Source organism: Psychrobacter sp. FME6, from assembly GCF_014861365.1.
Classification (GTDB): Bacteria; Pseudomonadota; Gammaproteobacteria; order Pseudomonadales; family Moraxellaceae; genus Psychrobacter.
Genome location: NZ_RRYW01000008.1, coordinates 1 through 21,166, shown reverse-complemented (window position 1 = coordinate 21,166; position 21,166 = coordinate 1). Strand labels below are relative to the sequence as shown.

Sequence of the window (21,166 nt, the reverse complement as noted above, 5' to 3'; positions counted from 1 at the left end):
TGAGTTTTATTATCTATATATATTGCCCAAATACTAATGTGGCAATGTGTAGATAAAGGAATATCTATCAATCATCCATGGAGGAAGAAGAATGTCACCTAACCGTCATTCAATCTCAGCTGTATCGACAGCTAAAAAATTCAAAACCCCTTTAAAAGCCAGTGTTGTGCTTTTAACATCAATGATACTCGCCGCCTGTAATACAACTGACGATCCTTCTTATAATCTTGATGATGTCTTCAGCCCAATACCTGGCGCGACTGATGCAGCACTAGAAAAAGCAAAAGCTGAGGCTGAAAAGGCTAAAGAGGAAGCCAAAAAAGCAAGAGAAGAAGCCGAGGCTGCGAAGAAAGAGGCGGCTGAGCAAATAGCTGCCGCTGAAAAAGCAGCTGAAGAAAAAGCAGATGCGGCTATCAAATCTCAGCAAGAGGCTGAAGCTGCCGCCGCTGCGGCTGAAAAAGCCAAAGCAGAAGCTATTAAAGCACAAGAAGAAGCAGAAAAAGCGTTAGAAGACGCTTTAGCAAATGGTGGGGGTTCAGAGGCCCTACAAAAAGAAGCCGACCGCAAAGCCAAGCTAGCAGAAGAAGCAAAGGCAGACGCGCAAGCTGCTGAAGCCGCTGCACAAGCTGCTCAGCAAAAAGCAGAGGCAGAAGCGACAGCAGCCCAAGCAGCCCAACAAGCTGCACAGGATGCAGCACAGGATGCAGAGATTAAAAATGCTCCAGAATCTGTGAAAACTGGTGTCCAACACATCAGTATCGATGCGTCTGGTTTAGGCCAGGGGGCATTAACGACTACTACTCGTGACTTTGATATCACAGATGAAACCCAAGTAGATGCACGCGCAGATGAAGCTTCAGGTGGCTTAGTTTCTGATCCGGTAGCATTAAAAGTTAGTGGTGATAACGACGATGTAGTAGCGGAATCTAATGGCTTCAAATCTTTTGAAAATACGACCAAAGTTAATACTTCTTCATTAGGTGAAGTCGATCTAGTTTATACCTCAACCTATAAAGATTTTGGCGATGACTTAAGAGTTGCCCATATTGATGGTGCTGCTGCTGGTTTGTTACCAGTCAACGGTGTTGCTGTGGTGGGTAATGCGACCCAAGCTGAGAACATGCCGACAGAAGGTAAAGTTGGTTACACGGGTGATGCAACTTATCGTGAAACTGGTCAAAATAAAGATATTAAATTTGGTACCTCAGTATTCACCGCTGACTTTGTAGCCAAGAATATCAAAGGTGACTTAACCTTTAGTGATAAGAACATTGGTTTAGAAGCAGACATTGATGGTAATAAGTTCTCAGGGAGCAAAGACGATTATAATACCGACGGTGGATTCTATGGTGGCGATGGTCAATACGTAGGCGGTATATACGAAGGTAACGGCGCTCAAGGTACTTATGGAGCGAAATCTGACGCTCAAATTAAAGCTGAGGAAGATGCTAAAGAAGCGGCTGGAAAGGCAGATGCTACAGAAGAAGCCTTAGCCAATGCTAAAGATCAAGCGGCACAAGCGCAAGCCGCTGCAGAAAAAGCCCAGGCTGACGCTGCAAAAGCCCAAGAAGCTGCAAAGAAAGCCCAAGAAGCTGCGGATAATGCAGGTAGTGGCGGTGATGATGAAGCACTTCAAGATGCTTTAGATAGAGCAGAAGCGGCTGAGAAAGCAGCTGAGAAAGCCGAAGCAGATGCAAAAATTGCAATCCAGGAAGCTACAGAAAAAGCACAAGAAGAAGTGAAAGCGGCACAAGATAAAGTCGCGGCAGCTCAGTCAGAAGCAGCAGCTGCTAAAAACACCGCTGCCGCCGCTAAAGCAGAGGCAGAAGCTGCTGAAAAAGATGCAGCAGCCAAAGTGGCAGCTGCAAAGTCAGCTGCAAAAGAAGATGTAGCCGAAGCTAACAAAGCAGCAGACCTAGCCAAAGAAGAAGCTAGAAAAGCTAAAGCCGCTCAAAAGGAGGCGGAAGGAGATACTAAGGCAGCCGAGGATAGAGCGACAGCAGCAGCAGCAGAAGCAGCAGCAGCGGAAAAGAAAGCTCAAGAGTTGCAAGATAAGTTAGATGCAATAAACAATCCAGATGAATATAAGTCTGAAGCCGAAACAGAGAAATCAGGGGTTCAGCATCTATCTGTCGATGCAAGCGGTCTAGGTCAAGGCGTTAAAGCAACAACAACTCGTGACTTTGCTATCCGTAGTACTTCTGATGTCGATGCTCGTGCCGACTTAGCGCTTGAAGGTGTAGTTCCAGAACCTATAGCCATTAAGGTTTCTGGAGAAAATGATATTGACACAGCCAACGGCTTTAAATCTCACGAGGATACAGCCACTGTATTAGCAGAAGGCGATCTAGCTTACACCTCAGTCTATAAAGACTTTGGTGAAAATGGTGAGATGCGCATTGCTCATATTGACGGTGCCGTCAGTGCAGGAGGTGGAGCAATTACAGTCCCTGTAGATGGGGTAGCTGTAGTGGGTAATAAGACAGCGACCTTACCGACAGAGGGTAAGTTTGAATATGCAGGTGACGCCACCAATCGCAAAGTCGGTTTAGACAATGAGATTGAATATGGTAGCTCAGAGTTTACCGCTGACTTTGTTGACAAAAAAGTCGACGGTACACTGAAGTTTGCTCAAGCGGGTGATATTGCGCTGGAAGGAGCTATTGATGGCAATGAGTTCTCAGGTAAAAAAGGTGACTACAACACAGAAGGCGCTTTTTACGGTGAAGATGCTAATTACATCGGTGGTATCTACGAAGGTAATGAGTCGCAAGGTACCTTTGGCGCTGAGAAAGATGGTACACCAGCCGACGTAGATACCCCAGTAGAGCCAGAGTTGCCAGAACCCCCTGTCAATCCTGGTGATCCAGCTAACGAAGATGTGACTGGCGTTATGAGTAACACCATTAGTAGCGAATCAGGATTGGGTACTGAGGATGCGATTGGTTTCCGTCAGTTTGTTACAGACAATGAAACTTTTACTGAGACAACTGGTGAAGGCGAAGACATGACGCCGACCATAGTTGAAGATAATACTATAGATAACTTGCCAGGCTATGATCAGTTTGAAGCCCGTCTTGATATTGTTAAACCTAACAAATTCAAGCAAACAGCTACAATTACAACCGTTAGAGACAGTGATATCGCTTTTGATGCTGATAGTGGTTTCATGAAATCTGATGGTCAGAATACGGTCACTTTCGAGGAAGTTGGATCTATTGTTGGTGATATTGAACTAAAATATGACTATGATTCTGTATATAAGAACTTTAATTCACAGATGCAGATAGGTCACGTTTACGGAGATCTTCGTAAAGAGAATCCATTCGGTGGTGTGAAATCACGTTATGCCAACGTTTACGTAGTGGGCAACAGTACTGCTCAAGCTGATATGGACTACATGCAACAGCAAGCTCAGTATAATATTGATAACAACATCAACGATGGTAATGTTCAATATGCTGGTGTCGCGACCTATATGGATAATATTCATTTAGGTTCAGGCGCTATAAACAATCCAGTGGTCAATGGCGAATCTAATTTTGACGTTGATTTCGTCAATAACTCTTTATCAGGCAAATTAGACTTTGCTGATATTGACAAAAATATTGATATTAAGGCTAATATTGAAGGTAATACCTTTGCTGGTAGAGAGGGTAATGTTGAGACCTCAGGTGGTTTCTATGGCGAGGATGCTAATTTCTTAGGCGGTATCTACCAAGAAGCTCAACTTGATGGTGAAGACGGCGTACCAGGAACGGGTACTACTCCTGGAACCGGAACAACCTTCCAAGGTACCTTTGGCGCTGAAAAGCAATAAATTAATATGAAAGCTTTTGAATAAGAAAAGCACCTTAGGGTGCTTTTTTTTATGCCTTAAATTATGTTTCATACATCAAAGCTATCAGAATAAAACGATTAAAACGATATACCGTGTATTTTTAAACTAATGTTTGTCTATAAAGTCAGGTTTTTAGTAATAGTATGTGATATTTATCAAACTTCAGGAGGGTTTCTATGGTTTTTGATGCTGGATAGAGCAAAATTTTAAAAAGATATTCTATAAGTATATAGGTTGGTTTTTACTAAAATAGGCAAGCTCAATACACTGTTTTTTAATTTAAAACATTTATTTAGATATATAACTATAAAGATTAATAGCTTATTTAATTCAGTATACAGTTGTTTTTATTCGATATTCTAAGGGTTTGTTGGGCTAATTCTTATCAAGGATATTTATTAATTTAAAATAGTGTCTGATGTAAACTATATTTTTAGTCCATAATTTCGATACATCTTATCTTGGTTAAGAGGTGTTTTTAAGCTAATTAGTAACTAAAAGTTACCTATAGAAATATTTGAATAATAAAGTTTGACTTTTTGTAGGCGATTTGTTTATCTATTCAAAGCACCGGATTTATGTTGTGCTTCAAGGGTTAAATAATAGAATATCACTAATTCTTCATGGAGGAAGACGAATGTCACCTAACCGTTATTCAGTATCGGCTGTATCTACAGCAAAAACACTAAAGACCCCACTCAAGGCCAGTGTGGTTATTTTGACTACCGTTATTTTGGCTTCATGCTCCTCTAGCAGTGGAGATAACGCTATTACACCTAAACCCACTCCTACAATCCCAGTAGATAATAACGGAACTGGAGGAGTGGCTGAGGGTGAAGGTTCAGGCGGTAGTGGATCTGATGGAGGTGGGGTTGGTACTACTACTGAAGCAGAAAAAACGATTAAAGCTGCGGAAGCAAAAACCAAAGCTGCAGAAGAAGCGCTTAAAGTAGCAGAAGCAAAAACCAAAGTAGCAGAGGCAGCTTTAAAAGCAGCAGAGGCAGGTTTTGGTAAAGAATCAGAGAAAGCATCAGAAGCATCAAGAAAAGCAATTGATGCTGCAAAAGAAGAGGCAGCGAAAGCGAAAACCGCCGCAGAAGCAGCTCGAGTGGAGGCTGTCACGAAAATCGAAGCCGCTGCGAAGGCATCTAAGACAAAAGTGGACGATGCTAAAAAAACAGCAGCCGATGCAGTCGCTAAAGTCAAAGCCGCTGAAGAAAAAGCCAAAGCAGCAGATAATCGTGCAACAGTAGCAGAAACCAAGGCTAAAGAGGTCGAAGCATCGCTAAAAGCTGAAATAGCGGCGAAAAAAGCAGCGCAAGTAAAAACCAAAGCCGCAGAAGCTGAAACTAAAAAGGCTCAAGCTAATGCTAAGACAGCAGAAGAAAAAGCAGCAAAAGCAGTTAAAGATGCGAAAGCTGCTAGGACTGAGGCTGATAAGAAGGTTGCAGATATAGAAAAAGCATCAGCGAGCCAGATTGCTGAGGCTAAGAAAGCTGCAAAAGATGCCCAAGACGCACTCGAAACTGCAGAAGCTAAAGCAATTACTGCTGCAAAAGTGGCTGCAAAAGCTGCTGCGGATGCTGCAGATGCTGCCCTTAAAGAAGCTGCAGCCAAACTTGACGCTGTCAAAACTGCCTCCGCAACCCAAATTGATGCTGCCAAAAAAGAGGCGGCAGACGCTCAGGCACGTGCTGAAAAAGCAGAGGAAGATGCCGCCGCTGCTCAAACACGTATAGAAGCAGCGGAAGCTACTGCTAAATTAGAAGCTGAGAAAGCTGAGGAAGCATTACTAGCCAAACAAAACGCAGAGCAAGCAGCAACGGCTGCCCAAGCCCAAGCCCAAGCTGAAAAGAAAAAGGCAGAAAAAGCCCAAGCCGAAGCCAATAAAGCCAAAGGCGAGTTAACGACTGCACAAGAAGAGTTAGCTGCCGCCGAAAAAGCCCTAGCAGACGCACTGGCCTCAGGTGGTGGCAACACCGAAGCCCTGCAGGCAGAAGTGGATCGTCGCCAAGCGGCACTAGACACAGCAAATGCTAAAATCATTGCTACCAAGCAAGCTCAAGCTGATGCCGCTGCCGCCGCCGAAGCACAGTTAGCTGCTGCCAACCAAGCAACGCAAGCCGCCAAGGATGCGTTAGCTGCCGCACAAATCAACAATGCTCCTGAAACTAAGAAGTCAGGTGCTCAGTCTATTAATGTAGGTACAACAGCTGCGGGTTTACCAAGTGACTTTATAGTAACGACCCGTGATTTTGAGATTGGTGAAAATAATGTCATAGCTCGTGCTGACGTAGCTTCTGGAGATCTACTACCTAAAGTTGATGTCAATATTTCAGGTGCAGGAGATACCGAGCTTGCTAATGGGTTCAAAAGCCATGATGACAGTACTTCTATTACAACTGCTTTAGGAGAGTTGCCATTAACTTATACCTCAGTGTATAAAGACTATGGTGATGACATGCGCATTGCTCACATCGATGGTGCCGCAGAACTCCAAGGCACTGAAATTCCTGTAGATGGCGTCGCTGTCGTTGGTAGTGCAACTCAAGCGGCGAACATGCCAACCGACGGTAAAGTTGGTTACACAGGTGATGCCACTCATCGTCAGCTAGGCATTGGTAATGATATCGAATTTGGCAAATCAGTATTCACTGCTGACTTTGTGGCTCAAAACGTCAAAGGCGATCTCACCTTTGATAAGGCCGGTAAGATTGGTTTAACCGCTGGCATCAATGGCAACCAATTCTCAGGTACCGCTGATGATAATGCTGGCTATAACACCGAAGGTGGATTCTTTGGCGGTGATGGACAGTACCTAGGCGGTGTCTACGAAGGTAATGGCGCTCAGGGTACCTATGGTGCCAAGAGTGACAAACAAACCGCAGCAGAACAAGCGGCAGCAGACGCTCAAACCGATGCTGATAACGCTCAAGCTGCTATCGCCGATGCTAATGCCCAAGCGAATGCAGCTCAAGCCGCTGCTGACAAAGCCAAAGCGGATGCTATTAAAGCTCAAGCCGCCTTGGCTGCCGCTGAAGATGCCTTAGCGAATGCTGGTACAGGAGATGGTGGTCTAGCCGCTGCATTGGCCCGCGCAGAAGCCGCAGAAGTCGCGGAAGCCGCAGCGTTACAAGCTGCAGAGACTGCAGAGGCGGCAAGAGCTGCTGCTCAAGCCGCACAAGTCGCTGCTGAACAGGCTAAAATGTCGGCAGAAAAAGCGGCTGAACAAGCAATAGGTGATGCTCAAGCTCAAAAAGAAGCTAAAGAAAAAGCGCTACAGGCTCAAAAAGTAGCAGAGGACGCTAAGGCTGCAGCAGAAACTGCCAAAACTGAAGCAGACAAGGCTAAAGAAGATGCCTTAAAAGCTAAGGCTAGTGCTGAAACTTCAAGAGATGAAGCGATCGCTAGAGCTGAAGCGGCAGAAGAAAAAGCTTTAGAAGCTGCCAATCAGTTTAGTGCACCAGACTCTAAGATTTCTGGTGTTCAGAGTACTTCTTTAGATGCCTCAGATAGAATCTTTGATAATAACTCTGCTAGCTACAATACTCTAAGAATTCGAGCTAATGAGATAGACTCAAAAGCGGTTCTAGCACCGATAGACGTTGAGCTAAGAGGTGTTAATAATGGCGCTGAAGACGAGGTTTATGACAATAACAAAAATGGTTTTAAAGTACATACAGGCAATGTTAATGTCCAAGGCTCCAGAACAGGGATCATTTACAATCGAGATTTGAATTATACCTCAGTCTATAAAAACTTCGATGATCAAATGCAAATTGGCCATGTCGACGGTAGAGTCAAAAATGGTATAGCTTTTGACAGAAATCTTTCTGCTACCTACGTACAAGGTAATGCCACCAACCTTGGAGATATGGATAAATTAACCAACGTCAATGAAGGTAAGGCCAATTATAAAGGGGTAGCTACCTACGTAGAAGGTGGGAAAATAGCAGTCGATGGTAGCTCTAAATTCGACGTTGATTTTGTAGCCAAGTCAGTAAAAGGTGAGCTAGATTTTGCTGATAAGCAAGTTGATATTGCAGCAACTATATCTGATAACACCTTTGCTAGTGAGGAAAGCGCGGCTGTCAATACTGTCGGTGGTTTCTTCGGAAAAGGTGCTGGGCTGTTAGGTGGTGTCTACGAAAGAGAAACCAAAGGTACCAACTATATCAAAGGCACTTATGGCGCCAACAAGCTAGATCCATCGGTCGAAGTAGTGCCAGATCCAACAGAGTCGAAAATGACAGGGTTTCAGTCTACAGCACTGAGTAGTAAAGAGAAAACGTTACCATTTGGCCAAGGTCAGCTTGATAATGCTATCGGCTATGTTGAAATTCGCGATGATAAATCTGCTTGGACTGAACTGAAAACGGAAAATGGTTCTGAAGTACCAGTGGATAATCGTAAAGGTGATAACTTCAAGAGCTTCAATACTGGTGTGGTTCGTGCCGATATGGTCAAGCCTGACTCTGTACTAACACCTATTGAAGTGTCCTTGACCAATTCAAGTGGCCAAATCAAAGTAGATGCAGGTAAAGGTACTTTTAATCCAACTTATAAATATAACGCTGTTTATGAGAACTTTGATTCACAAATGCAGGTTGGTCATGTTTATGGTAACTTCGATTCAGCTGCAGGCGATGTCTCACGCGCTGCCAACGTCTATGTAGAAGGCTATCTGACTTCTCAAGCAGGTATGGATAACCTGAAGAATGTCAACGATGGTACAGCTCAGTATCATGGTATGGCGACTTATATTGAAAATATTCATCTGGATGATAACGCTTCTACTGCGCCAGAGAATGGAACTTCTGCTTTCAATGTTGACTTCGTTAATGGCTCAGTTGATGGTACATTAGCGTTTGATGATGGTGACTATAAATATATGCCTGCTGGCAATGAAATAAAAATCGATGCAGACATCACAGGCAACACCTTTGCTGGCAATAAAAATGGTATCGATACCGCTGGTGGTTTCTACGGCGAAGATGCACAGTTCTTAGGTGGTATTTATCAAGATGCTGCAGACCAAGGGGGTAAAGGGACTGTTGCTGGAACCGGTACTAAATTCCAAGGAACCTTTGGTGCCGAAAAGCAATAAATCGCTGTGACTGTACAGAGTAAAGAAAAAGCGTCCTAGGGCGCTTTTTTTCTCGCTTAAACGACTAAAATCCCTTAGGATACTTATGTTTGGAAATTTATAGATCGTACTTAGGTAAGGATACCCATGAATAATCAATATATGCGCAAACCTCTCACAGCCGCTATTTTACTATCGATGATGGCGGTTTCTATGCCAGCTGTGGCTGCTCCAGCTGCTCCAGACACCCCAGCCGCACCAGACGCACCAGAGATAGGACCTGATCTCGACCAAGCTACTGAGCTGCTCAAACGTGAGAACCAAACGTCAGTCTCTAATCCTACTGCACCTTCTACCAGCGTCTCTGATACAGAGGCACAGAATGCTATCAGAAGCCGTCAACAACTTGCCGCTGCAACTGCTTATAACTTAGAAGCCTTAAAAGCCAATCCATCAGCGTTTAGCAAGTTTTTGAATGATGCATTAGCTGCGCAAGATATGGTGACCGTCAAGCAGATACTTCCCCATTACAAAGCGTTAGAGATCAACGATCCAATGCTTATCAAGTTTGCTGATGCACTCGTCTATCGCAGTGAAGCGAAAAACAAACAAGCCATCGCTATTTATCGCGGTATGTTAGCGGAAGATCCAGACTTCCATCCAGTACGCTTGAATATGGCCATCGCCATGCAAGCAGATAAGCAATATGCGGCGGCAAAAGATCAGCTTTTAAAACTACAGTCTGTTGATTTGCCAGCGCCTGTCATGGTCAGAGTGAAAAACTCATTGTCTCAAATAAATAGTTCAGAAAAATGGCGATTCAATGCCTCTGCCAGCTATGTAAGGGATAGTAATATTAATGATGCACCATCGTCATCTATTCAATCTGACTTAGGGCGCTCGATTGAGCAAAAGTCTGCCAACGGTATACAGGTGTCCGGCAGTGCAAATAAACGCTTTAACTTACCTGATAACTTTTATGCAACGATAGGTGGTAATGCCTCGTTAAAAGGCTATTGGGATGAAACTGATTACAACGATTATCTATTCACAGCCTCTGCTGGTGTCGGCTATGATGATGCGAAAAACGATGTTTCTGTGACGCCATTTGTAACCAAACGTTACTATGATGAAGAGCCTTACAGTTTACGTAAAGGGGTAACGGTCAGTGGCTCACGCTGGGTCAAGCCTAAATTGAAGCTGTCAGCTACAGGCATTGTTTCTAAAGAAAACTTTGAGGATGATAGCAATTCAAATCGCAAAACAGATGGCCGATTCTTGGGGTTGAATGCTTTTTATATTAAAGATGCTAAAGAATATTTCTATGGTGGGCTTGGTAATTATAACAATGATGTACCCAAGTCGAGTATTATTAGTTACGATCGTAATTCTGTGAATGCTGGTTGGGGACGTGAATGGAAGCGTGGTCTCTCGACATTAGCGACAGCAGGCTATGGAATAAAAAAATATGACAATCCTGGAGATGCCTACCCAGAAGGAAGCGGTGCATGGAAAGGCTACTACAATGCGGTAGGCGGTGAGCCTGGCTCAACCAGAAAAGACAAAACCGCTTCCTTAGGTTTGCAAGTGTGGAAACGCGACTTTACGGTATATGGTTTGACCCCGCGCTTAGTGTTTGATTATGAAACCACCTCAAGTAATTTTGCTTACTATGATGATCGTGATGAAAAATCTGCGACCGTGTTACTAACCAAAAGCTTTTAAAAACATGTCCATTGCCATGTGCGCATAATAAAAAACCTCGCCAAATTATAGCGAGGTTTTTTTGTACTTATAAGACAATAAATAGTAACTTTTTACTTATTCAAGTTCATTTCCATTTCTTTAAACTTCGCAGTAACAGATGCTTTTGGCCCACCTGTCATAATACTCACCGCAAAGATGGCGATAGTACTTAAAATAAAGCCTGGAATGATAGCGTATAACCAGCTGTTTAATGGCATACCATTCATCTCGAAAGGACCATAGACCCATAGGATAACAGTCAATGCACCGATAACCATACCAGCAACAGCACCGTTACGGTTCATACCGCGCCAGGTTAGACTGAAGACAACCAACGGTCCAAATGCAGCACCAAACCCTGCCCAAGCGTTAGAGACTAGGCTTAATACAGAGCTATCAGGGTTAGAAGCAAGTAAAATCGCGACTACGGCAACGACTATTACTGAGATACGACCGACCAATACTTGGCGAGCTTCTGGTGCTTCTCTATCAAAGAATAATTTGTAAACGTCTTTAGTTAGTGAGCTTGATACCACCAATAGTTGTGACGAAATCGTACTCATAATGGCGGCTAAAATAGCTGCTAATAAGAAACCAGACACCAATGGATGGAACAAGAATTGGGTAAATACCAAAAAGATTGTTTCAGGATCGTCTAATGTCATCGCTGTTTTTTGTACATAAGCGCGACCAGCAATACCTGTTACACAAGCACCGATAAGACTGATGATCATCCAGCTCATACCGATGTTACGCGCAGTTGGGACGTCCTTTACTGAGCGAATCGCCATAAAGCGGACAATAATATGTGGCTGACCAAAATAACCAAGTCCCCAAGCGAGCAAAGAGGCGACACCAAGAAAAGTAACACCACTAGTAATATCTAACATACTTGGATCGATGGCTCTGATGGCATCTGTTGTTGCTCCAACACCACCGAGGTCAGTCAAAGCAACGATAGGTACAATGACCATTGCAAACAGCATAATGATGCCCTGTACAAAGTCAGTCATTGAAACGGCTAAGAAGCCACCAAATAGCGTATAAGCGACGACCACACCAGCCGTTACCCAAAGGCCTGTGCTATAAGAGAGGTTGAGCGAGCTTTCAAAGAGTTTGCCACCGCCGACCAAACTTGCCGCGGTATAAACAGTGAAGAATAAAATGATAACCACGGCTGAGATGACGCGCAGCATGTGCGACTTATCTTCAAAGCGGTTGGCAAAATAATCGGGTAAAGTAATGGCGTTATCTGCGACTTCGGTATAGACACGAAGGCGCGGCGCCACGATGATATAGTTTAAAAACGCACCCAATGTCAAACCAATGGCAATCCAAGCACTGACAACACCGTCAGCATACATGGCACCTGGTAGGCCTAATAATAACCAACCCGACATATCTGACGCGCCTGCTGACAGTGCAGTCACTGCAGGGCCGAGACTACGGCCACCAAGCATGTAGCCTTCGGTATCATTAGCTTGTTTAAAGTAGGCGTAAATGCCAATCCCAATCATTACCAAAAAATAGGCGCCAAGTGATACCAGCACGCCACTAGAAACTCCGTTCATATAAAATCCTTAACCAATGTTGTTGGCTGTCATTATTTTTAACGAGAAAATTAAGTCTTACAAGACGATACCCAAAACAATATCTAAAGACAAAAAAAGCCATTAAGTAGGACATAATGGCTTTTATTCAATATCTTCTGTTAGTTTTATATGATTGATGCTGTTTTAGGGCCAATACTTATCAGTAGTGCTTTGAGCAATAAGAGCATTACCTGCTTAACTTGATTGCTCGCATCTGCCAATTAAATACTAATATCAGCCGCCTATATAACCAATCATTTAAAACCATTAAATAAAACCCTACTGCTAGCCATCATATCTTACTCGAAGTGTTCAATATATGTATATCAGTGTGGTTATAGTAAGTTTTTGTTATAGAAATAACGTCAGGCGTATTATAACGTAAGAGCGCCTTAATTGCGAATTCAGTACTTTTTAAAATGCAAGGCGCTCTTGGAAACGGTCTAGAAGACTCTAATGACTTTTATTCAATAGGAGCAAGTAAGGCAGTAACACTGCTAGATTGTGTCAGTTTCGGATTGATGACCACACCTAAATAGCGCTGCAGTTCAATGTTGTCTGCCATGTCGATACGTTCTAAGTCCTGACTGATCATGGTTTGAGGTAATACTGACCAGCCGAGTCCCACAGAAACTAACATACGGATAGACTCGAGTGGATTGGTGCTCATCGTGGCATAAGGCTTTAGGTTGTGCTTGGCAAACTCAGCCAAGGTAATTTGACTGGTAAAGGTATTGGCTGATGGCAAAATAGCAGGGTAACGTGCCAATTGCTCTAAAGTCACTTTGGATTTGGTCGCTAAAGGCGATAGCGTGCCCGTCATAAAGTAAAGTGGGTCTGACCACAGCGTGTGATAGGTCAAGCGTTTATCATAAACTGGTGGCAGCGTGACAAAGGCCAATGATAAATCACCATCCAGCACGGCTTTATGCGCCTTTTCTGAATCGACAAAGTGAACTTCTAATTGGACGGCAGGATAGGCTTGAATAAAGTGTTTGAGTACAGGCGCTAGGTGATGCAGACCGATATGGTGGCTGGTGCCGATGACCAGCTTACCAGACACAATGTGCTGAGAGTGCTGCAGGTTTATTTTGAAGTTTTCATAGTCTTCAAGCCAGCGCTTGGCATGAGGGAGCATCTCACTAGCCGCTTGGGTTGGGACAATTCCACGACCTACCGTATCAAACAAAGTAATGTTAAACTCATCTTCCAAATTTTTGATGCGTTTACTGACGGCAGGCTGAGTGATAAACAGCTTTTCTGCTGCGCCTGAGATACTGCCTGTGTGCATAACGGTGACGAATGTCGTCAAATTTGTGGTGTTCAAACGAGTTTCCTTAGTAACTTGGGTTACTTAGCGAGCTATAAATAAAAGTTGGCGGATATGATAAATAATGTATTAGAAATAAAAGTTTGTGTCTAGAAAGAAATCATCAATTATTATTATAGAATTAGCCTGCTATAATCACAAGACATCGAGACGTATTGTGACATATTTATTATATTTACGGCGTAAGTCGCGATATAAAGCTTATTTTTTAACCGTTATTCAGTAATAACTATAGAATTATGCCAAGCGATGTTTATATTATGAACAGCGTTGAGCCAAATTCTAGCTCACGTCCTAGTAAGAATACGAGACACAGAAGCAGGCGAAACATACAAGTAAGTGAAAAACTAAGCAATTAGCAACCAATGAGGATAGCAACATGGCTGGTCAAACGTTATATGACAAACTTTGGAACGCTCACGAAGTCACTAAGCGTGATGATGGTTCGAGCCTGATTTATATCGACCGCCATCTGCTACATGAAGTGACGAGCCCGCAAGCTTTTGAAGGTTTGGAGTTGGCCAATCGAGCGCCATGGCGGCTGTCAGCCAATATCGCCAGCCCTGACCATAATGTGCCAACAGTGACCAAAGAGCGCCTAGAAGGTGTACCTGGTATTAAAGACAAGGTGTCACGCTTGCAAGTAGTGACATTGGACGACAACTGTGCCAAATTTAATATCGCTGAATTTACCATTAATGATGCCCGTCAAGGTATCTTGCACGTAGTCGGCCCTGAGCAAGGCTTGGTCTTGCCCGGTATGACCGTCGTTTGTGGTGACTCGCATACCGCGACCCACGGCGCGCTCGGCTGCTTGGCACATGGTATCGGCACATCAGAGGTTGAGCATGTATTGGCCACTCAGTGCTTGATCGCCAAAAAAATGAAAAACATGCAAGTCCGCGTTAACGGCAAGCTTGGTGCTGGCGTGACCTCAAAGGACGTGGTGCTGGCTATTATCGCGCATATTGGCACGGCTGGCGGCACAGGTCACGCCATCGAATTTGCTGGACAAGTATTCGAAGATATGAGCATGGAAGGACGGATGACTGTCTGTAATATGGCGATTGAGGCAGGTGCTCGCGTCGGTATGGTTGCGGTTGATGACACTACTATTGATTACGTCAAAGGTCGTCCATATGCCCCAACCGCTGAACAGTGGGAGCAAGCAGAAGCTTACTGGCGCACACTTTATTCAGATGATGATGCAGTATTTGACACCATCGTTGAGATTGATGGTAGCGAAATAGCCCCGCAAGTGTCTTGGGGCACATCACCTGAGATGGTCGTCGATATCACCCAGTCAGTGCCAACCCCTGACCAAGCTGCAGACGAAGCGCAAGAAGAGGGCTGGTTACGCGCTTATACCTATATGGGTCTAGAAGCTGGTCAAAAAATCACCGATATCCAGCTGGATCGTATTTTCATTGGCTCATGTACCAACTCGCGTATCGAAGATTTGCGTGATGCCGCCGCGGTCATCAAAGGTCGTAAAGTTGCCGATACTGTGAAAGAAGCCATCGTTGTCGCAGGCTCTGGTCAAGTGAAGTTGCAAGCAGAGGCAGAAGGTTTGGATGTTTTGTTTACCGAGGCGGGTTTTGAATGGCGTGAGCCGGGCTGCTCAATGTGTCTGGCGATGAATGCCGATAAGCTTGAGCCAGGGGAGCAATGCGCTTCGACCTCAAACCGTAACTTTGAAGGTCGTCAAGGCGCTGGCGGTCGTACGCATTTGGTCAGTCCAGCGATGGCGGCAGCGGCAGCGCTAGCGGGTCACTTTGTAGATGTACGGACGTTTTAATTTACAGTTGTATAGAGCACAAAGATGAAGAGGCTGCTTGTTTTATTTTGCTTATTGAGCAGCTCTCAGCTAGCGATGGCTCGTGATTACTGTAATGGAAGATTTGCCTATTGTGTCGATGTGCCAAATCAATTGAAATGGTTGCCAGAAGCGGATAATGGTGATGGTCGTCATTTTAAGTTGCCCAACTCCAATGCCACTATTTTGGTCTTTGGGAGTAATACACCAAATGTCTTCTTTTATACAGATAGTGATTATCTGAAAGAAAAGCAGCATCGATATAAAACAGGCATGACAGTTACTTACGAGCGGTTAAAAGATAAAACCTATACGGTAAGTGGCTATAGAGAGGATGGTCAAGTTTTCTATCATGTTATTAAGGTTAATAATGGTCAGGAAGTAGTATTACATCTGAACTATCCTGAGAGTGAAAAAACTAAAATGACAAGTATTGTTAAACAAATGGCACGCTCTTTTGAGCTTCATTAAGCAGCTAGGAAATTTACGTTAGTAATCGATATTTTAAGGAAAAACCATGCAAGCTTATAACACCCAAACGGGTATCGTTTGCCCACTTGATCGCGCAAACGTCGATACCGATCAAATTATTGCAAAACAGTTTTTGAAATCCATTAAACGTACTGGATTTGGTGTCAATTTATTTGATGATTGGCGTTATCTTGATGAAGGTTATCCGGGTCAAGACAACAGCACGCGAGTAATCAATCCAGATTTTGTTTTAAATCAGCCACGGTATAAAGGTGCTAATATTTTACTGGCGCGTAGAAACTTTGGTTGTGGCTCTAGTCGTGAGCATGCGCCTTGGGCGTTGTCTGAATACGGCTTTCGTACGGTAATCGCCCCAAGTTTTGCAGATATTTTTTATAATAACTGCTTTAAAAACGGTATGCTCCCAATTGCATTGGACGAGGAAATCGTTGATACCTTAATGAAAGCTACCTTTGCTAATGAAGGTTACGAGCTAACAGCAGATCTAGAGCGTCAAGTGGTCATTACACCAACGGGTGAAGAATATGCCTTTGAGGTCGACGACTTTCGTAAGCATTGCTTGCTAAATGGTCTCGATGATATCGGCCTGACTTTACAGCATAGTGATGCTATTAAAGGTTATGAGCATAAAATGATGCAAAAAACACCATGGATATTTAATGAAGTACACGCTTAGTTTGACCAATATATAGGTCGCTGCTCATAAAATCGCTCAACAGTAGCAATGCAGCGTTGAGTTATGGCGGTGAACTGGCTAAAATGAAGGGTAGTTTTGACAAACTTTTATTATCTCTCTTATGAATAGTAGCCGCCATTATGAATAAAAAACGTTATGCTTTATGGACCAGTACTGTTGTTACTGCAAGCTTATTGCTATCAGGCTGTCAGCTATTAACTGGTTATCAGAAAATAGATGAAGCCGAGGAAGCAAAGGTGTGGGCAGGGAATATTCAAGCTGTCGATGGTGAAGTAAATCTTGCTTGTATAGGCACTTATCACTGTGAGATTGTACAAATAGACCGCACTCTGGTGATTGCGCCTGATACACACAAACCCTTCAATGCTAGTATGCTGGTCGCGATGAAAGAGGTTAATAATGAGCGTTCGCAAGCGCCTATTTCGCAAGAGTCTATAAAGATGGATATGACCCCATTGGCCAATAAAAACTCGATAAAAATTGTGCCATTATCAGCATCTGGTATGCCAGGACTGACCAATTATTATGCTCGAGTAAAACCTGCCAAGCGTGAAATACATGTCAATTTTTATCCAGAGAATAACGTGGGTTATGTCGAACGTTTTGCGATGATTCATGATTTTGTCGAGGCAGGTACATACCAATTACGCGCTTATCAAGAAAAGTCTCGTGAAAGCTCTGGTAGCTTGCTTGACACAGCATCACCTGAGCCTTTATGTATTGAGCTATTACAAGGTAATCAGGTACAGCGCCGATTCTGTAAAGAGCTGGGCACCGAGCATCAGGGTGAGTTTGTAGAAGCCAGTATGAATAAGACAGTACCAGCGACCTCTAAAGCCAAAAAGGCTAAAGTATAAGAGCTAAAGTGTCGTCATCGATACATTGGTTTTTAAAACATTGATTTTTAAAGCATTTTTTTAAGCCATTAGCTATATTTGGCGATAATAAATCAATAAAAAACCACCTAAGTTAATAAAAACTATTCAAAAGGACCAGTATGGCAACGATTTTAACATTAGCGGGCGATGGTATCGGCCCTGAGATCATGACTCAAGCCATTGATGTGCTCAATGCGGTCAATCAAAAGTTTGCGTTAGATTTGACACTGGAGTCTGGATTGATTGGCGGTGTGGCTATCGATGCAACTGGCGAGCCTTTGCCAGATGAGACGTTAGCCCGTGCCCGCGCAGCAGATGCTGTGTTATTAGGAGCCGTTGGTGGTCCAAAATGGGATGGTATCGAACGCAGTAAGCGTCCTGAGCGTGGTCTGCTTAAAATCCGTGGTGAGTTAGGTCTATTTGCTAACCTGCGTGTGGCGAAGCTTTATCCGCAGCTTGCCAATGCCTCAAGCATCAAGCCTGAGATTATCTCAGGCTTAGATTTGCTGATCGTTCGTGAGCTGACTGGCGGTATCTATTTTGGTGAGCCACGTGGTATCCGTACCCTAGAAAACGGTGAGCAGCAAGGCTATAACACTATGGTGTATAGTACTAGCGAGATTAAGCGTATCGGCAAGGTGGCTTTTGACTTGGCGAAAACACGGGCGCAAGCAGCAGGTACGGCAGCAAAAGTGTGCTCAGTGGATAAGGCAAATGTCTTAGAAGTTACCGAGCTGTGGAAGCAAACCATGATTGAGATGCAGCAAGCAGATTATAGCGATGTGGCTTTATCGCATATGTATGCTGACAATGCGTGCATGCAGTTGATCAAAGACCCTAAACAGTTCGATGTCATGGTAACGGGCAATATGTTCGGTGATATCTTATCTGATGAAGCGGCGATGCTCACAGGCTCTATCGGTATGCTACCATCAGCAAGTCTTGATGAAGCTGGTAAAGGGATGTACGAGCCATGTCATGGTTCAGCGCCTGATATCGCAGGGCAAGATAAGGCCAATCCATTAGCAACTATTTTATCGGTTGCCATGATGCTGCGTTATACCTTTAAGCAAGAAGAAGCCGCGCAAGCGATTGAGCAAGCGGTAAGCGACGTCCTAGACGACGGTCTACGCACTGTAGATATTTTGGATAATAGTGAAGCTGGCCTCAAGCAAGTGGGCTGTAAAGAAATAGGTCAGGCGGTATTGGCCAAACTGGTCTAATAGACACCGCTAGACACTGCGTTAATATGAGCTGATTTTTTAAATACTTATAGTGATAAACCCATAACTTGCTGAGAAAGTTATGGGTTTTTTTGTGCTTGATTGAAAAATTTGCTAACGGTAACACACTAAACCAGATACTCCCAAAAAAGTACCTTTTTTAACACAGACACCGCAGGACAAGGGTTTTATTAACATAAAGCTGTTATATCCTCACAGGGGGATATGACATTATTAACAGCACATAAACGACTAGAAAGATAAATGACTGCTGCAAAAAAATAGTGGTAAAAACCTTATCCTAGCAAAATCGGCTATTAAAGCATTAAAACTCAAAATAACAAGCCTTGACGGCCAAATCATAAAAGAAGAATTACTTTTATAAAATTTTTTTTTAAACATTAGGGACATAATATGTATAAATTAACGAAGATTAGCAGAGCGATAGCTGTTATTGGTCTATCAACGGCAGTTTTTATGGGTCATAGTGTGGCCGCAACCACTGATGGTAAAAATACTACGGATAGCATGAGTATTGATCGTAACGTCGCTACTAATATGGTAAAAAATAGCAGTGAGATAAAAGACAGGGGTGCGATAAGAGACAGCAGTGCGATAAAAGACGGCAGTGCGATAAAAGACAGTAGTCCGGTGACCAATGAGGTCAGTCAAAAGCTAACAGGCGATAGCCAGACAGCAACGTCACTGAATAAACTACTACCTACGATAAAATATACGACAGACAATTTGCCAGAAGTTGCCCAAAAAGTTAATGCCGCTACTTGGACAGCAGGTAGCGAGATTGACCGCAGTACGGGTACAAAATTGCAAGCATTATTAAATTGGCATCATAATGGTGTTGGTCATATTGATGGTTATTGGGGTGAAAATACCAGAAAAGCCATGCAAGCATTTCAAAAAACAAATGGTTTAGCGGTGACTGATACGTTAAATAGCGAGACATGGCAAGTATTGACTAAGGATGAGCAGCTTACAGCACAACCAGTTCTAGTGAGTTATCAGCTAAGTGAGTCGGACGTCAATATCAAAACCACAAAGATACCTGCTGATACTGATGCAAAAGCCAAGCTCGATGGGATGTATTATGAGCGTATTACAGAGGGGCTGGCGGAGAAATTCCACATCAGCGAGAAATATCTCAAGACACTGAACCCTAACGCCAGTTTTACTGCGGGCGAGACCATCACTGTTTATAATCCAGGTAACCCTAATACCAAGCCTGTCAGCCGAGTAGTCGCTGATAAAGCCACTGAAACTTTATATGCTTATGATGACCAAGACAATTTGATTGCCAGCTATCCGACCACAGTAGGTAGCACCGCAACGCCGTCGCCAACAGGCACTCATACGGTCGAAGTGAAAGTCCATGAGCCCAACTATACTTATACAGCTGATGATGGTAGCAAATCTATTCTTCCACCAGGGCCTAATAACCCAGTAGGCTCGGTATGGATTGGTCTGAGTAAACCTTCGTATGGTATTCATGGTTCACCAGACCCTGATCGCATTAGCCGCCAAGCGTCAGCAGGTTGCATACGTTTAACCAACTGGGATGCGTTATCGCTCTTAGGTGTTATCAAAGATGGTGCGACTGTGGAATTCCAATAAATTTTTGATTTTTATTTTTAGATTGTTGTCTTAAAAAGCCATAAAATCCAGACACAAAAATACCGCTCATATGTGTAGCGGTATTTTTTATGGTAAAAACAGGTATTAGAAAACTAAAATATTGATAGGCAATAATGAGCAGGTTGGCATTTTCATTATTATTATCAGTTAAACCACTCAAGCGTTTGTGTGTATATAAGCTATCAGCGATAAAGAAGCTGTTCGACAAATCCCCATTTATCAAAAAGCGCCGTAAAACCACGTCCTTCTATGGCGTGGATATCAGGCGTCAACCGTTGTCATCTCGCATTGACACCACCTTGATAACCACACTCATTGAGACCATAATTACCCCATGAAAACGCTCAAATTACGCATCAAAGACAAACACACCAATCAGCTAAATATCTTGGCTGGGTCGGTTAACTTTGTCTGGAACTACGTCAATGAGCTTAGTTTTAAGCACCTTCAACGTACCGGCAAATTCTTTTCGGCCTACGACTTAGCAGCTTACACCAAAGGTGCGGGTGAATACCTAAATCTGCACAGCCAAACCTTGCAAGCAGTGGCGGAAATCCATACCAAATCTCGTAAGCAGTTTAAAAAAGCCAAACTCAACTGGCGTACCAATAATCCTAAAGCCAAACGCAGAAACTTAGGTTGGATACCGTTTAAAAAGACCGCCATTAAACACCTAGCAACCCGTCAATCAGGTAAAAAAAGCCTTAAATCTACCATTCAGCTAAGCCTCGCTAAAGGTAAAAAACTCACTATTGATGTGTGGGATAGCTATAATTTAGCCCTATACAACATCAACACCTGTGAGTTGGTGCAAG

11 protein-coding genes and 1 pseudogene are annotated in these 21,166 nt (G+C 43.5%); 10 read left to right on the top strand and 2 right to left on the bottom strand.

What is annotated here, in order from left to right; genetic code table 11:
• Positions 1–91: 91 nt before the first annotated feature.
• The 3 genes from EI162_RS02205 to EI162_RS02195 all read left to right on the top strand — a co-directional run bounded on the left by EI162_RS02205 (position 92) and on the right by EI162_RS02195 (position 10,652).
• On the top strand, positions 92–3,820 hold the full coding sequence (locus EI162_RS02205; protein ID WP_192522801.1) for a transferrin-binding protein-like solute binding protein: 3,729 nt from the start codon (positions 92–94) through the stop codon (positions 3,818–3,820).
• A gap of 658 nt (positions 3,821–4,478) precedes the next feature.
• The gene (locus EI162_RS02200) at positions 4,479–8,948 is read left to right on the top strand and encodes a transferrin-binding protein-like solute binding protein (protein ID WP_192522800.1); all 4,470 of its coding nucleotides are present in this window, start codon (positions 4,479–4,481) and stop codon (positions 8,946–8,948) included.
• A gap of 126 nt (positions 8,949–9,074) precedes the next feature.
• Positions 9,075–10,652, top strand: coding sequence for a surface lipoprotein assembly modifier (locus EI162_RS02195; protein ID WP_192522799.1), 1,578 nt, complete (start codon positions 9,075–9,077; stop codon positions 10,650–10,652).
• Between the two features lie 92 nt (positions 10,653–10,744).
• Here the strand turns inward: EI162_RS02195 and putP are convergent, their stop codons facing one another.
• Together putP and EI162_RS02185 are read right to left on the bottom strand one after the other, a co-directional pair.
• Complete coding sequence (gene putP, locus EI162_RS02190) at positions 10,745–12,244, bottom strand: sodium/proline symporter PutP (protein ID WP_192522798.1); 1,500 nt, start codon at positions 12,242–12,244, stop codon at positions 10,745–10,747.
• A 484-nt stretch (positions 12,245–12,728) separates the two neighbouring features.
• The gene (locus EI162_RS02185; RefSeq protein ID WP_192522797.1) at positions 12,729–13,592 is read right to left on the bottom strand and encodes a LysR family transcriptional regulator; all 864 of its coding nucleotides are present in this window, start codon (positions 13,590–13,592) and stop codon (positions 12,729–12,731) included.
• A 382-nt stretch (positions 13,593–13,974) separates the two neighbouring features.
• On the opposite strand from EI162_RS02185, the gene leuC reads away from it, so the two are divergent.
• From leuC to EI162_RS02150, 7 genes and pseudogenes are all read left to right on the top strand, one after another.
• Positions 13,975–15,393 (top strand): 3-isopropylmalate dehydratase large subunit, encoded by a 1,419-nt coding sequence (leuC, locus tag EI162_RS02180; RefSeq protein WP_192522796.1) that lies wholly within the window; start codon positions 13,975–13,977, stop codon positions 15,391–15,393.
• A gap of 75 nt (positions 15,394–15,468) precedes the next feature.
• Positions 15,469–15,882, top strand: a complete 414-nt coding sequence (locus EI162_RS02175; RefSeq protein WP_192522795.1) for a hypothetical protein — start codon at positions 15,469–15,471, stop codon at positions 15,880–15,882.
• Positions 15,883–15,928: 46 nt separating this feature from the next.
• Positions 15,929–16,579: a 3-isopropylmalate dehydratase small subunit gene (gene leuD, locus EI162_RS02170; protein WP_192522794.1), complete on the top strand. Its 651-nt coding sequence runs from the start codon at positions 15,929–15,931 to the stop codon at positions 16,577–16,579.
• A 140-nt stretch (positions 16,580–16,719) separates the two neighbouring features.
• Positions 16,720–17,457 (top strand): hypothetical protein, encoded by a 738-nt coding sequence (locus EI162_RS02165; RefSeq protein ID WP_192522793.1) that lies wholly within the window; start codon positions 16,720–16,722, stop codon positions 17,455–17,457.
• A gap of 140 nt (positions 17,458–17,597) precedes the next feature.
• The gene (gene leuB, locus EI162_RS02160; protein ID WP_192522792.1) at positions 17,598–18,701 is read left to right on the top strand and encodes a 3-isopropylmalate dehydrogenase; all 1,104 of its coding nucleotides are present in this window, start codon (positions 17,598–17,600) and stop codon (positions 18,699–18,701) included.
• A gap of 414 nt (positions 18,702–19,115) precedes the next feature.
• Positions 19,116–20,330, top strand: a complete 1,215-nt coding sequence (locus tag EI162_RS02155) for a L,D-transpeptidase family protein (protein WP_192522791.1) — start codon at positions 19,116–19,118, stop codon at positions 20,328–20,330.
• Between the two features lie 355 nt (positions 20,331–20,685).
• Positions 20,686–21,166: pseudogene (locus EI162_RS02150) on the top strand (RNA-guided endonuclease TnpB family protein); the annotation flags it as partial.

Excerpts from the sequence above, each read along its gene's own strand:
- EI162_RS02195 (WP_192522799.1), top strand. The coding sequence starts at position 9,075 with ATGAATAATCAATATATGCGCAAACCTCTCACAGCCGCTATTTTACTA.
- EI162_RS02155 (WP_192522791.1), top strand. The coding sequence starts at position 19,116 with ATGTATAAATTAACGAAGATTAGCAGAGCGATAGCTGTTATTGGTCTA.
- EI162_RS02200 (WP_192522800.1), top strand. The coding sequence starts at position 4,479 with ATGTCACCTAACCGTTATTCAGTATCGGCTGTATCTACAGCAAAAACA.
- leuB (WP_192522792.1), top strand. The coding sequence starts at position 17,598 with ATGGCAACGATTTTAACATTAGCGGGCGATGGTATCGGCCCTGAGATC.
- leuC (WP_192522796.1), top strand. The coding sequence starts at position 13,975 with ATGGCTGGTCAAACGTTATATGACAAACTTTGGAACGCTCACGAAGTC.
- leuD (WP_192522794.1), top strand. The coding sequence starts at position 15,929 with ATGCAAGCTTATAACACCCAAACGGGTATCGTTTGCCCACTTGATCGC.
- EI162_RS02165 (WP_192522793.1), top strand. The coding sequence starts at position 16,720 with ATGAATAAAAAACGTTATGCTTTATGGACCAGTACTGTTGTTACTGCA.
- putP (WP_192522798.1), bottom strand. The coding sequence starts at position 12,244 with ATGAACGGAGTTTCTAGTGGCGTGCTGGTATCACTTGGCGCCTATTTT.
- EI162_RS02205 (WP_192522801.1), top strand. The coding sequence starts at position 92 with ATGTCACCTAACCGTCATTCAATCTCAGCTGTATCGACAGCTAAAAAA.
- EI162_RS02175 (WP_192522795.1), top strand. The coding sequence starts at position 15,469 with ATGGCTCGTGATTACTGTAATGGAAGATTTGCCTATTGTGTCGATGTG.